Origin of the sequence: Sinomicrobium kalidii (assembly GCF_021183825.1) — a bacterium.
Taxonomy (GTDB): domain Bacteria; phylum Bacteroidota; class Bacteroidia; order Flavobacteriales; family Flavobacteriaceae; genus Sinomicrobium; species Sinomicrobium kalidii.
The window spans coordinates 4,686,123-4,701,096 of sequence record NZ_CP089211.1; the positions used below are offsets into that span (position 1 = coordinate 4,686,123).

Annotated in this window: 7 protein-coding genes; all 7 read left to right on the forward strand. The window is 50.2% G+C overall.

From position 1 onward, the window contains the following. The first annotated feature begins 309 nt into the window (after positions 1 to 309). The 7 genes from LS482_RS18945 to LS482_RS18975 all read left to right on the forward strand — a co-directional run bounded on the left by LS482_RS18945 (position 310) and on the right by LS482_RS18975 (position 14,965). Positions 310 to 2,226 carry a right-handed parallel beta-helix repeat-containing protein gene (locus LS482_RS18945; protein WP_233029084.1) on the forward strand — a complete coding sequence of 639 codons (1,917 nt, stop codon included), beginning with the start codon at positions 310 to 312 and terminating at the stop codon, positions 2,224 to 2,226. A 148-nt stretch (positions 2,227 to 2,374) separates the two neighbouring features. After that, on the forward strand, positions 2,375 to 3,463 hold the full coding sequence (locus LS482_RS18950; protein ID WP_233029085.1) for a Gfo/Idh/MocA family protein: 1,089 nt from the start codon (positions 2,375 to 2,377) through the stop codon (positions 3,461 to 3,463). Between the two features lie 169 nt (positions 3,464 to 3,632). Beyond that, on the forward strand, positions 3,633 to 5,216 hold the full coding sequence (locus LS482_RS18955; RefSeq protein ID WP_233029086.1) for a sodium:solute symporter family transporter: 1,584 nt from the start codon (positions 3,633 to 3,635) through the stop codon (positions 5,214 to 5,216). Between the two features lie 95 nt (positions 5,217 to 5,311). Next, complete coding sequence (locus LS482_RS18960; protein WP_233029087.1) at positions 5,312 to 7,507, forward strand: alpha-L-rhamnosidase-related protein; 2,196 nt, start codon at positions 5,312 to 5,314, stop codon at positions 7,505 to 7,507. 4 nt (positions 7,508 to 7,511) lie between these two features. Next, complete coding sequence (locus tag LS482_RS18965) at positions 7,512 to 10,364, forward strand: glycoside hydrolase family 2 TIM barrel-domain containing protein (protein ID WP_233029088.1); 2,853 nt, start codon at positions 7,512 to 7,514, stop codon at positions 10,362 to 10,364. A 223-nt stretch (positions 10,365 to 10,587) separates the two neighbouring features. Next, positions 10,588 to 11,697: a glycoside hydrolase family protein gene (locus LS482_RS18970; RefSeq protein WP_233029089.1), complete on the forward strand. Its 1,110-nt coding sequence runs from the start codon at positions 10,588 to 10,590 to the stop codon at positions 11,695 to 11,697. Next, positions 11,690 to 14,965 carry a glycoside hydrolase family 2 TIM barrel-domain containing protein gene (locus LS482_RS18975; RefSeq protein WP_233029090.1) on the forward strand — a complete coding sequence of 1,092 codons (3,276 nt, stop codon included), beginning with the start codon at positions 11,690 to 11,692 and terminating at the stop codon, positions 14,963 to 14,965. Before LS482_RS18970 ends, LS482_RS18975 begins: the two co-directional genes overlap by 8 nt. The last annotated feature ends 9 nt before the right edge of the window (positions 14,966 to 14,974 follow it).

Below are 14,974 nucleotides of genomic sequence, written 5' to 3' on the forward strand. Positions count from 1 at the left end.
TTTCGATATATAATAATTTTATAGCAAATTCTTACAGTTAAAAGCATTAAAAAGTTACAAATAAATATGCTAATCGTGCAATTTTTTTAGCTGAACTACATCAAATTATAGCTAAACGGGGTATATTTATACACAAGGCACATTCAATAAATTGTAAATTAGTGTATTGTGTTTTTAATGTGCTCGACCATCATTATCGGAAGAGAACGCCGAAAGTGTTTTAAGGTTTTGAAAACCAGTCGTAATATCTGGAATTATATATACATGAAAGTACAGGACAGTGCTTGTTATACAATACCCTAATTTTGTATGTGTACAAAATACATTATTACGTTGAGGTATTCTGATTTTACATATGGGCTGTATATCCTGCTGATTTCATCCCTGTTACCACTTACTGCAATTGGTCAGGCAAAAATATGGGTGTCTGTTTCCGGGGACGACAATGCTCCGGGAACCGCAGAAGCCCCGGTTGCTACGGTACATACGGCCGTAAGAAAAGCACGGGAATTGAGAAGGTTGTCCGATCCGAACGTAAGGAAAGGGATAGCTATTGTAGTAAGGGACGGAAAATATGTTTTTGACGAACCTTTGCTCATCCATCCTGAAGATTCCGGTACCGAAGAAGGACCTACAACTGTTGTAGCGGCCCCGGGAGCATCCCCGGTGTTCTCGGGAGGGATACAAGTAAACGGATGGCAAAAGCTTTCCGGTAAAATAAAACGGATACCCGAAAAGGCACAGGGCAAACTCTGGGTAACGGATATTCCTACCCGCTGGGGACAACAGCTCGATTTCCGGCAACTTTGGGTAAACGGTAAGAAAGCGAGAAGGGCCTCGAATTTCCACCCTACCGGGCTGGACAGGATACTTTCTGTAGATAAAGACAAGGAGGAAATGTGGATCCCGGCGCCCCGGGAAAAATTTGCGGATACGGACAGACTGGAATTTGTAATACACCAATGGTGGGCCATAGCGAATCTCAGGATTAAATCGCTGAAAGTTGCGGGAGACAGTGCGAGGGTAACATTTTACCAACCCGAAAGCCGTATAGAATTCGAACATCCCTGGCCGGCCCCTTTTATCGATGAAAAGAACGAATACAACGGGAACTCCGCCTTTTATTTCACCGGAGTTCCCGAACTGCTCGACGAACCGGGGGAATGGTGTCTGGACAAAAAAGCGGGCAAGCTGTACTACTGGCCGGGAAAGGGAGAAAACATGCAGGATGCCCAAATTTTTGCCCCGTTTATGCAATCGATTACTAAAATTACGGGTACGCCAGACCGCCCCGTATCACATATCGGTTTTAAAGGGATAACCTTTGCGCATACCACCTGGTTACGGCCTTCAGAAAAGGGGCATGTTCCCCTGCAGGCCGGGTTTTATATTCTCGATGCCTATAAGCTGGAAAAACCGGGAACCCCGGACAAGGCCGCCCTGGAAAACCAGGCCTGGATCGGGCGGCAACCTGCCGGGATGGAAGTGCGGTATGCCCGTAACATTACGGTAGAACGGTGTCGTTTTACCCATATGGCCGCTACCGGGATCGATCTTGTTACGGGAGTAAGCCATAGCCGGATAGAAGGCAATGTATTCCGCGATATCGGCGGAACGGGGATACAGGCTGGCTTTTTCGGGGATGCCGGTTTTGAGGCCCACCTGCCTTATAACCCTTCCGGTCGCCGCGAACTTGTTCGCCATATACGGATAGCCAACAATCTGGTCGCCGATGCCACCAACGAAGACTGGGGCTGTGTGGGGATCAGCGTGGGTTACGCACAGGATGTTGCCATAGTGCACAACGAGATCAGGGATGTCAATTATTCCGGGATATGTGTGGGCTGGGGATGGACAAAAACCGTAAATGCATCCAGGAACAACCTGGTGCATGCGAACAGGATACACCGTTTTGCCAGGCAAATGTACGATGTGGGAGGCGTATACACCCTGTCGGCCCAGCCCGATACGGAGATCAGTGAGAATGCGATTTACGATTTAATGAAAGCCCCCTATGCCCATATACCGGACCATTACCAGTATATCTACCTGGACGAAGGCTCGTCCTATATCAGGATAAAAGACAACTGGACGGAAAAGGACAAGTTCTTTTCCAACACCCCCGGCCCCGGCAACGAGTGGAAGAACAACGGCCCGGACGTATCCGGAGAGATCCGCGAAAAAGCAGGTATAGAACTGGCCTTCCGTGACATCCTAAAAGAATAAACACAGTTAAAAAGATAAATTTTCTCCCCTTGAGGGGAGATGCCGCAGGCAGAGGGGTGTCCCCCGGAAAGAAAAAACAAACCCGCAGATAAAAAAACGATAAAAAAGACGTCACCCGAAAAACAACACAAACCAACCTGTAAACACAATGACAAATAACAAAAAATTAAAACTCGGCATACTCGGGCTCGGAGAAGGACGCAGCACCATGCATGCCGCCTTGTCAAGTGCTGAAATAGAATTAATACAGGTGTGTGATCTGAACCCGGACCTGTGCAGGCAAAGATCGGAAGAACTCGGTTTCGGCAATTATACCACGGACTACGACGCGATGCTCAGCAATCCGGAAATAGAAGCCATAGCCATTTATACCCCCGATCATTTGCATGCCACACATATAAAAATGGCCATGGAAGCCGGAAAGCACGTAGTGTGTACAAAACCCCTGCTCGACGACCTGCAAGATGCTGCCGGATTGTTAAAACTTCAACAAGAAAAAGGACTGAAACTGTTTGTAGGACAAAGCAGCCGTTTTTTCGAACCCATGAAAAGGCAGCGCAAGGATTATGATGAAGGACTTATCGGTAAACTCACCACCGTAGAAGCCTATTACCATGCCGACCATCGCTGGTTTTTGTCCAAACCCTGGGCACTGGAACCGTCGTTTAAGTGGCTCTATGGCGGTCTTAGTCACCCTGTGGATTTTATACGCTGGTATCTTCCCGACATAGAAGAAGTTATGGGGTACGGTATGTTAAGCGCCAACGGAAAAAGAGGCGGGTTAAAAAATCCGGATACCATGCATTTTGTATTTCGTGCTGCAGACGGACGGATCGCCCGGGTGTCCGGGGCGTATACAGGCCCCGTTCAGCCGGTGACAAGGGACAGTGAAATGAGTTGTATCCTGCGTGGAACCGAAGGCTGTAGCCAGGGCGATTATATGGACCTGCGTTACGCGATAACCGACAGGGAAGGAGAAGAACGTATCATCACCTGGGAACACAAACTGAAGTATTATTTCCCTTTTGAAGGTAAGAGCCACCACGCAGGTGAATACCGCAACTATCTTGAATATTTTACCCGCTGCATCCGGGAGGACCGCCCTGCCTATCCCGATTTAAGAGAAGGAATAGGCACCGTAGCCCTGCTGAAAGCCATGGAACGATCCCTGCAAACCGGAAAACCCGAAAAAGTAAAAATCATACTGAAAGAATACGGCTTGGAAGAAAAAGACTAATGATCTCCTGCCCCCCTGTGTCCCCCCTAAAGGAGGGAACCATAGGTCCTTTTAATAGCGATAAAGTTCCCCCTTTAGGGGGGACACAGGGGGGTAACAGGGAAGATGAAAAAAACTTAAACAAAAAACCCGAAATCGGCAACCGAAAAACCTGCAAACCGACCAGATCATGAAAATTTACGACAAACTACAACCCCTGGATTTCACTGTAGTAGGCCTCTACCTCCTGGTAGTTATCGGTATCGGTGCCTGGGTGAGTTTCCGGAAAAGACCCGGTGCGGGCGAGAATATGTTCCTCGCCGGCAATTCCCTGCGGTGGCCGGGTATCGGTTTTACGATGTGGGGCACCAATGTAGGGCCTTCCATGCTTATTGCATCGGCCAGTATCGGGTTTACTACCGGGGTGGTGGCCGGGAATTTTGCCTGGTATGCCTTCGTGTTCATCTTTCTGCTCGCCGCTGTTTTTGCCCCGCGTTATCTCGGGGCAGGAACGCAGACACTGCCGGGTTATATGGGACAGAAGTTTGGCGATTCTACCCGGAATATCTTAGCCTGGTATACCTTGATCACCATTCTGGTCAGTTGGTTGTCGCTCACCCTTTTTGCCGGGGGGATACTCATCCGGCAGATACTGGGGCTTCCCATGTTAGTGTCCATTATGGTACTGCTGGCCATTGCCGCTTTTTTTACCATTGCAGGCGGACTGAAAACCATTGCCTATACCAACGTGTTCCAGATGATACTGCTTATTCTCGTGTCACTGGCCTTAACATTGACCGGACTGGATAAGGCCGGAGGCATCAGTACCCTGAAAACCGCAACACCCGCGGAATACTGGAACCTTTTCCTGCCTTCGGATAATGAAGCGTATCCCTGGCCGGCCATTTTACTGGGCTATCCCGTAATGGGCGTATGGTTCTGGTGTACGGACCAGTCGATGGTACAGTCCGTTTTAGGGGCGAAAAACCTGAAACAGGGACAACTGGGGGCCAATTTTACCGGGTGGCTCAAAATACTCGACGTACCGTTGTTTATCCTTCCCGGGATACTCTGCTATGTGCTTTTCCCGTCACTGGATGACCCGGACAAAGCTTATATGACCATGGTTACGGAACTCTTCCCCCCGGGGATGCAGGGCCTGGTCATGGCAGTACTTATCGCGGCTTTGGTAAGCACGGTAGACTCGGCCCTGAATGCACTCAGCACCGTATTCACCATGGATATCTATGTAAAGAAATACAAATCGGATGCAGGCAGGAAGGAGATCAGGAAAACAGGACACCGGGTCACCCTTGCCGGGGCGGCCGTTGCCGTTTTTATTACGCTGGCCATAGACAGCATCAAAGGATTGAACCTCTTTGATGTTTTCCAGTCCGTACTCGGGTTTATAGCCCCGCCCATGACCACCGTGTTCCTGTTTGGCGTATTGTGGAAAAGGACCACGGCAAAAGCTGTCAATACGGTGCTTATATGGGGAACAGCCCTGAGCATGGGGACCGGGATCTTTTACCTGTGGGTATTCCCCGCGGAAGGCCATGGTTTCTGGCCGCATTTCCTGTTGTTGTCGTTTTACCTTTTTATCCTTCTGTCCGTATTGATCGTGGGAATCTCCCTCGCTACCGGGAAGAAAGAAGAAATAGGCAAAGAAGAGGAAAAAACAATCCCCCCGATACGGGGCAAAGTAAAATGGCTATGGGGCATCCTGGCGCTTGTCATGATAATCCTGTACCTTTTGTTCAACGGTAATGAATAAAGATAAATATTGTCCCCCTTGAGGCGATGTGCTGAGCGTAGTCGAAGTAGGGGACCAAGGGGAGTGTCCCCCCAAAAAAATAAACCCAAAAAATTATGACCAACAAAAAAACATACATCCTCCTCATCCTTATGATCCTCCCGATCATATCGCAGCTCCCTCAGGCCCATGCCCGGGAAAACCACCCCGGACCCACCTGGATATGGTACCCCGGCGATTACGAAATATGGCTCAGCAACAAGATGCAGGCCCGCAGAACCGAAAGGGGCGCATTTTTCCCGCCTTTATGGCGGTATTACAGCCCGTATGCACTGGTCACGTTCAATAAGGAATTTTCTGTTCCGGAAACCGATACCGTAATGATCAGGGCCGAAGGAGAATGCAAGATCCAGCTTGACGGAAAAATGTATTCCGGCGATCCGGAAAAAATGACCATCCCGCCGGGAGAACACAGCATTACGATTAAGGTGTACAACCAGGAAAAGACCCCGGCATTGTTTGTGGAAGGGCAATACCTGAAGAGTGATCCTTCCTGGAAGGTCACTTTCGAGGACAAGGAATGGATAGACGAGTCCGGCCGGGCTTCCGGGCAGTCGGGTACCGAATGGCAACAGGTCGGAAGCTGGGATTTCAACACTGCCGAAACCCTGCCTTCCGGATTCCGGCTCGCAACCCAACCGCAGTACACCGTTGCCGTACAGGAGGAAGGCGCCGGGTTTATTGCGGATTTCGGAAAGGAAACCTTCGGGTATATGAGGCTTCACGGCCTGAAGGGAAAAGGAAAAGTAAAACTGTACTACGGAGAGTCGGAAGAAGAAGCCAGGTCCGCAGAAGCCTGTGAAACCCTCGATGAAGTTGGATTTAACGGCAAACAGCCGGAAGTGTATACACTCAAGAACTCCAAAGCATTCCGCTATGTACAGGTACGTACCGAAGGAGGTATAGAACTCGACTCCGTATCCATGCAGTACGAATACCTGCCGCTGGAATACCGGGGCGAGTTTCAAAGTTCGGACGATCTCCTGAATAAAATATGGGACGTATCGGCCTATACCATGCACCTGACTACCCGTGAATTTTTTATCGACGGCATTAAGCGCGACCGCTGGATATGGTCCGGCGATGCCTACCAGAGTTACCTGATGAACTATTACCTGTTCTTCGACAACCCGTCGGTAAAACGGACCCTCTTCGCCCTGCGGGGAAAAGACCCGGTAAACAGCCATATCAACACCATCATGGACTATTCCTTTTACTGGTTCCTGGGAGTGTATGACTATTATCGCTATTCCGGTGACAAGGCGTTTATCCGCCAGGTATACCCGAGGATGGTCAGCCTGATGGATTTTTGCCTCGAAAGGCGGAATGATAACAACATGATGGAAGGTCTGCCCGGCGACTGGGTGTTCATAGACTGGGCCGACGGACTGAGCAAGAAAGGCGAAGTGAGTTTTGAACAGTTATTGCTGGCGCGAAGCCTGGAAACCATGTCGTTGTGTGCTGGGATCATGGACGATGCCGATGCTTCTTCCCGCTACAAAAAACTCGCTGCCGAATTAAAAGACGATATTTTCAGGGCATTCTGGTCCGAAGAAAAACAGGCCTTCCTGCACAATCGTGTCGATGGAAAAACGACAGACAAGATAACGCGCTACACCAATATGTTCGCCATTTTCTTCGGTTACCTGGACGAGCAGCAGGAACAGGGCGTAAAACAAAACGTACTGCTCAATGACGAAGTACAGCAGATCACCACGCCCTATATGCGTTTTTACGAACTCGAAGCCCTTTGCGAAATGGGCGAACAGGAATACGTACTGGACGAGATACGCGACTACTGGGGCGGCATGCTCGAACTCGGCGCCACTTCATTCTGGGAAAAATACGATCCGCAGGAGAAAGGCGCAGACCAGCTTGCCATGTACGGACGCCCTTTCGGAAAGAGCCTCTGCCATGCCTGGGGGGCAAGCCCGGTTTACCTGTTCGGAAAATATTACCTCGGCGTAAAACCCACTTCCCCGGGATATGCCACCTATGAAGTGAGGCCGGAGCTCGGCGGACTGAAATGGATGGAAGGAAAAGTCCCGGCCCCCGAAGGGGAAATAACGGTGTATTGCAGCCGGAATGAAATACGCGTAACCGGGGCCGGAGGTAAAGGAACACTGGTCTTTAAAAGCAGGAACGTCCCGGAATGCAGGGGAGCAAAACCCGTAAAAACGGGGGACCATATTTACCAGCTGACAATAGCCCCTGGAAAGACATACCGGGTAAAATACAAACACTTAAAGTAATGATATGATGAAGCCAATAGTTCTCTTGTACATCTTTCTTTATTTGCTTTTCCCCTTTCATGTCGATGCGCAACAGCAGAGCAGGGAAACAGAGATCCGCTACCTTTCGGGCAGGGGCTACGGGGCTACCGAAACCTGGGAATTCAAAATCTCCGGGGGAAGAAAAAGCGGGGAATGGGGAACCATTAATGTCCCTTCCGTCTGGGAGCAGGAAGGTTACGGAAAATACCAGTACGGGATTAAGTTCTACGGCAAGCCTCACCCCGAAGGCATTGCAGATGAGATAGGAGAATACAAATATGAATTCACCGTTCCCCGGGACTGGGAAAAGAAAAGGGTACGGATCGTTTTTGACGGTTCCATGACCGATACCGAAGTGAAGATCAACGGCCGTTCGGCGGGAGAGAAACACCAGGGCGCCTTTTACCGTTTTAAATACGATATTACCGACCTGCTGAAATACGGAAAGGAAAACCTGCTCGAAGTGACCGTAAGCAAGGAATCGGAGAACGGAAGCATAAACCTGGCCGAAAGAAGGGCCGATTACTGGAATTTCGGCGGTATTTTCCGTCCTGTCTTCCTCGAAGCACTTCCTTCCCGGCATATAGACCGTACGGCGATAAAGGCTGAAGCTGACGGAAGTTTTTCTGCTGATGTATTTCTGGGTAACGGAACTTCGGAACTCAAGGTCAGGGCAGTCATCATCGATGCCGAAGAAGAAAAGAAAGAGACCCTGGAAGAAGTGGTTTCCCCGGGAAGCGACCGGGTAAGGCTGTCCGGAACATTCAACGATATAAAACAGTGGACAGCCGAAACCCCGAATCTGTATCACATTGATTTTTTACTGTACGAAGGCAATACGCTTCTGCACAAGGTGTCCGACCGCTTTGGCTTCCGGACCATAGCGATCAAAAAAGGGGAGGGTATTTACGTCAACGGGCAGCGCGTACTGATGAAAGGAGTGAACCGTCACAGCTTCTGGCCGGAATCCGGGCGAACGCTCAACAGGGAACTGAACTATGCCGATGTAAAACTTATCAAAGAAATGAACATGAACGCCGTACGGCTGTCCCATTATCCCCCGGACCCGGAATTCCTCGATGCCTGTGACGAACTGGGGCTCTATGTAATGGACGAACTCGGCGGATGGCACGGACATTACGACGATGCCGTGGGAAAGAAACTGGTCCGGGAAATGGTGACCCGCGATCTCAATCATCCTTCCGTCATCTTCTGGTCCAACGGGAACGAAGGCGGCTGGAATACCAACCTCGACAACCAGTTTGAGATCTGGGACATACAGCACAGGCCCGTACTGCATCCGCAGCAGGAACTGAACGGGGTGGAAACCATGCACTACCGTTCCTATGGCGAAACACTCGAATATTTCCGGGGAGAAGAAATATTTATGCCCACGGAATTCCTGCACGGCCTGTACGACGGCGGTCACGGAGCCGGGTTGAACGATTACTGGGAAGTCATGCGAAAACACCCCCGGAGCGGCGGCGGTTACCTCTGGGTCTTTGCCGACGAAGGTATTGCCCGTACCGACCAGGACGGCCGGATAGACAACCAGGGAAATTTCGGTGCCGACGGTATCGTAGGGCCACATCACAAAAAAGAGGGGAGTTTTTATACCATAAAGGAAATATGGTCGCCTGTAGTAGTCACTAATAAAGAAAAGCTGCCCGCAGACTTCGATGGTATTTTCCAACTGGAAAACCGCTACGATTTTACCAATATCAACCGCTGTACCTTTGAATGGGAACTGGCGCGTTTCCCCGAACCGGAAGACCCGGAGAGCGGGCACAAAACCATCCGGAAAAAAACGGTTAAAGGCCCGGATATCGCTCCCCATACCTCCGGGGAGTTCCGTATCGACCTTCCGGGGGACTGGAAAAAGGCCGATGTACTTTACCTGAAAGCACTCGGCCCGCAGGGGGAAGAACTGTGGACCTGGGCCTATACCTGGAAAATAGAGGAACCGCAACCGGCAGAAAAAACAAAAGGAACGGTTTCTCTTGAAGAAACAAAAGATCATTACGAAGTAACAGCCTCGGAAACCCGGTTGCAGATAGACCGGAAAACCGGGAAACTGGTGCAGGTAATGCAATCCGGGAAAGTAATTGATATTAAGAACGGCCCCCGTTTTATCGCTGCGCGGAGAGGGGACAGGACCCTGGACGGAACCGTAGACAAAAAAGCCAAAAAAGGGGAAGACCGGATTTATAAGGAAATAGCATACGAGGAAAAATTACAGCGTATTTCGGCAGAAGAGAAGGACGGGGAAGTGATCGTCAGGGCCGATTATTTCGGGCCGCTCCGTAAAGTGATATGGACCGTAAAAGCAGACGGCACCGTGCAACTGGACTACGAATACGAATACCACGGCGTGGTGGAACTGGTCGGTGTTTCTTTCGACTATCCCGAGGAAAAAATGAAAGGGATAAAATGGCTTGGCAAAGGCCCGTATCGCGTATGGCAAAATCGTTTGCGTGGAACTGCGCTGGATGTATGGGAAAATGAATACAACGACCCTGTTCCCGGGGAATCTTTCATATACCCGGAATTCAAAGGATACTTTAACCAGTGGCAATGGGCCGTGTTCCGCACCGACCAGGGGAAAATCCGGATAAGCAATGCAAACCCGGAAACCTACCTGGGGGTATACACCCCGAGAGACGGAAGGGATGCCTTACTCTACACCCTGCCGCAAACCGGGATCGCATTCTTTGATGTCATTCCCGCCGTAAGGAACAAGGTAAACGCCACAGACCTGGTAGGACCATCATCTCAGCCACAATGGATAAAAGGAGCTAAAAAGCATACGGTATATATGAAATTTAAAGCAAATTGATAATGGGAATAAAGTTGAAAATACACGTCACTGCCAGCGAAGCGTCGGCAGTCTCCCGGCAGATATGCGCGTGCCTGTTGCTGAGCCTGTCGAAGTATTGAAGGTATGCTACCAGCCTCCATGAGATCGCCGCCCTTCGACCGGGATCAGGGCAGGCTTTCGCCTCCTTTGGTCGGTCCCGATGGCTATCGGGACTCGCGATGACACGAAAAAACTTTTGAAAATGAATAAAAACAGAACATACCGGACAATAATCCTTCTTTTTACCGGGATATTGGCCGCCTGTACCCCGAAAAATCAGAAAAAGGAGATCACCGACGAGGTCATGCAGGAAATATACGAAGAGGTCAGAACGCCTTACAAATACGGTCTGGTCATGGTGCCGCCGGACAATTCGTTGAAAATGGATTGCCCGAGTGTTTTCAGAAAAGACGGTAAATGGTATATGACCTACCTGATGTATGATGGCCGGGGCTACGAAACCTGGCTGGCCGAAAGCGATAACCTGCTGCACTGGAAAGAAAAAGGAAAGATCATGTCCTTCTCCGATACCACCGACTGGGATGTCAACCAGAAAGCCGGGTACATCGCCCTTCAGGACAACGAATGGGGAGGCAGCTATGCCTGGGAAAAATACGACGGCAAATACTGGATGAGTTATTTCGGCGGGGACAGCCGGGGTTATGAAGCCGGGATATTGTCTATTGGCATGGCTTATACCGAACAGTCCCCGACGGAAGTACACGAATGGAAACGGCTCGACAAACCCGTACTTACCCCCAAAGACAGGGACGTAAGCTGGTGGGACAACAGCACCATGTACAAAAACTCCGTGATAAGGGATGAAAACAGGGAAACCGGGCATCGTTTCATCATGTACTACAATGCCCGCGGAGACAGTATTAACCCGGCACATGGCGCCGAACGTATCGGCATGGCGGTGTCTGACGATATGAAAAACTGGGAACGGTTCGGCAAGGACCCTGTCATCAATCATCATAAGGGAATTTCAGGCGACGCCTATATTCAGCGTATCAACGATGTGTGGGTGATGTTCTACTTCGGGGCCTTCTGGAAAGACGGCGCCTTTAACCGTTTTGCCGTCTCCAACGACCTGATCCACTGGAAGGACTGGGAAGGGGAAGACCTGATCAGTTCCTCCGAGGATTATGACAACCGCTTTGCGCATAAATCGTTCGTGGTAAAGCACAACGGCGTGGTGTACCATTTCTATTGCGCCGTCAACAAAAAGGACCAGCGGGGCATAGCAGTAGCCACTTCCAGAGACATGGGAGAAAGCGATATGCATTTTGTAACACCGGACGATGAATAAATTGTTTTTCCATACCGTATTTTTCTGGCTTTCCGGGTATTGTGCATGGGCACAAACGGTAACGGGCGAACCTGCGGGAATACCCAGGCCACCGGACAAATTTGTTAACACGCCCTGGGAAGACCCATTGGTGACCAGCCTGAACAGGGATGCTGCCCGTACCACGGCCTATTCCTATAAAACAGTAGAAGACGCCCTGGAAGGAAACCGGGAAAAAAGCCGCCTGAAAATGCTCAACGGGCAGTGGGATTTCAACTATGCCCCAAACCTCGGGAAAGCACCCCGGGAATTTTACAGGACACGGATAAGCGGATGGGATAAGATCGAAGTACCGTCCAACTGGGAACTGCAGGGATACGACATTCCCATTTACAAAAGTGCCGTATATCCCTTTCGTCCCGTAAACCCGCCCTTTGTTCCCGGAGATTATAACGGCGTAGGATCGTACCAAAGAACATTTACCGTTCCGGAAGACTGGAAGGATCACAATATCACGCTGCATTTCGGCGGGGTCAGCTCGTCATTCCGGGTATGGCTTAACGGGAATTTTGTAGGCTATGGGGAAGACAGTTTTCTGCCGTCGGAATTCAATATAACACCCTATCTGAAAGAGGGCGAAAATATCCTTTCCGTACAGGTGCTGCGCTGGAGTGACGGCTCCTATCTCGAAGACCAGGACCACTGGAGGATGAGCGGCATACAGCGCGAAGTATTCCTGATGGCCGAACCTAAAATAAGAATAAAGGATTTTTTCTGGCAGGCGGAATTGGACGAAGACTATCGCGATGCCCTCTTTAAACTGCGCCCTGAAATAGAAAACCTTACGGGTGACAGTATAAAAGGGTATAAATTACAGGTGCAGCTTTATGACCCCGAGGACCGTAAGGTTTTTGCCCGGCCGATGGAAAAGGATGTGGAGGATATCCTCAACGAAAGCTATCCCAGGCTGGACAATGTCAGATTCGGAATGTTCGAAGCGGAGGTAAACAACCCGATGAAGTGGAGTACCGGACATCCCAGCCTGTACACCCTGCTGCTGATCCTCCGGAATCCGTCCGGGGAGATCGAAGAGGTCAAAAGCAGTAAAGTAGGCTTCCGGTCGGTGGAGTTTTCCAAATCAAACGGCAAACTGCTTATCAATGGTAAGGAGACCTATGTATACGGCATAAACCGCCACGATCATCACCCGGTACGCGGAAAGGCGCTCACACGAAAAGATATTGAAGAAGACGTAAAGACCATAAAACAGTTCAATTTTAACTTTATCCGAACCAGTCATTACCCCAATGATCCGTATTTCTACGAACTGTGCGACCGTTACGGCATCATGGTGATGGACGAAGCCAACCTGGAAACCCACGGACTGGGCGGAAAACTGGCCAACGATACCCGCTGGCTGCATGCCCACATGGAACGCCTCACCCGTATGGTACAGCGCGATAAGAACCACCCTTCCGTAGTGATGTGGAGCCTGGGCAACGAAGCCGGGAACGGCCCTGCCTATGCCGCGATGGCCGGCTGGGTACACGATTTTGACCTTACGCGCCCCGTACATTACGAACCCGCACAAGGCAACCCGGCTATGGACGGATATCTGCCCCCCGGTCATCCCGATTATCCGAAAGATCACGCGCACAGAATAGAGAATCCCACCGACGAACCTTTTGTAGACATGGTAAGCCGGTTCTATCCCGGGCTGTTCACGCCCAAACTGCTGGTTGACCGGAAAGCAGACACCCGGCCGATCATTTTTGTGGAATACGCCCATTCCATGGGGAACTCCACCGGGAACCTGAAGGAGATGTGGGACGAGTTCCGGTCCTTACCGAGGGTCATGGGCGGATGTATCTGGGACTTCAAGGACCAGGGTCTGCTGAAAACCGATTCCGTAAGCGGGAAGGAGTTCTATGCCTACGGGGGCGATTTCGGTGAAAAGCTGCACGACGGGAATTTCAATATCAACGGTATTGCCGCCTCCGACGGCAGGCCCAAAGCAGCCATGTACGAATGCAAATGGATCTTTCAGCCCGTAGGGAGCCGGCTTGCGGACGATTTAAAGATCCGGGTTAAAAACCGCCACCCGGATAAATCGCTGGAAACATATATCCCCGTGCTGCAACTCCTGGAAAACGGAGAACAGGTATGGACAAAAGAATGTAAACCCTTCCCCCTGCAGGCCGGGAAAGACACGCTTTTGAACATGGCTCCCTACCTGCCCGAATTAAAAGAGGGTCCCGAATACCTTCTGAATATCTCCTTCCGGCTTTCCGAAGACCGGGAATGGGCCCCGAAAGGCCATGAAGTGGCCTCCGACCAGTTTGTACTCAAAGAACGTAATATCCCGGCAATGTCCGGAGAGGAAAATATTTCTCCCCTCCAACAAAACAAGACCAATCGCTATTTTGAGATAAAGGGCAAAGATTTCCAAATAAAATTCAGCAGGCAGAACGGAGCCTTGACCTCATATATTTTTAAGGGAGATGAGCAGATAACCCAACCGCTGTTGCCGCATTTTACACGTCCGCTGACCGACAATGACCGCAAAGGCTGGAAACCGCACGAAAAATTAAGACCCTGGTACGAAGCCGTCCCCGAACTGAAAAAAGTAAATATCCGGGAGGAAAACAAAAGTAAAATAAAGGTCAGTAGCCGTTACGATATCATTAAGGGAAAGGCCGAAGCAGAAGTGACCTATACCGTAAACGGCAATGGCACGATCCGCGTCGATTATCGGTTGAAAGCCTCAAAAGATTTACCGAATATCCCCAAAATAGGGATGCAGACAGGGATAAACCGGGCTTACGACCTGGTTTCCTGGTATGGAAAAGGCCCCCTGGAAAATTATATCGACCGCAATCACGGTTTTCGCATAGGGCGGTATTCCCTTCCCCTGGAAGAATTTACGGAACCCTATGTCATGCCCCAGGAAAACGGCAACCGTACCGATGTCCGGTGGATGGCATTTACACCCCCGGAAAAAGAGAAGGGAATACTGATAATGGCCCGTGAAAAACCACTCAGCATGAGTGCCTGGCCCTACACCGAAAAGAACATTGATGAAGCCAGGCACACCCATGAATTGAAAAACGCCGGATTTTTAACGGTAAATATAGACCTGAAACAAATGGGAATAGGCGGCAACGACAGCTGGTCAGATGTAGGCCAACCCCTGGAAAAATACCAGATCCCTTCCGGGGATTACCATTACAGCTATTACATTGTCCCGTTTACGGGAGAATTCGACACCGTATTACAACGATTCGAATAAAAATACGAA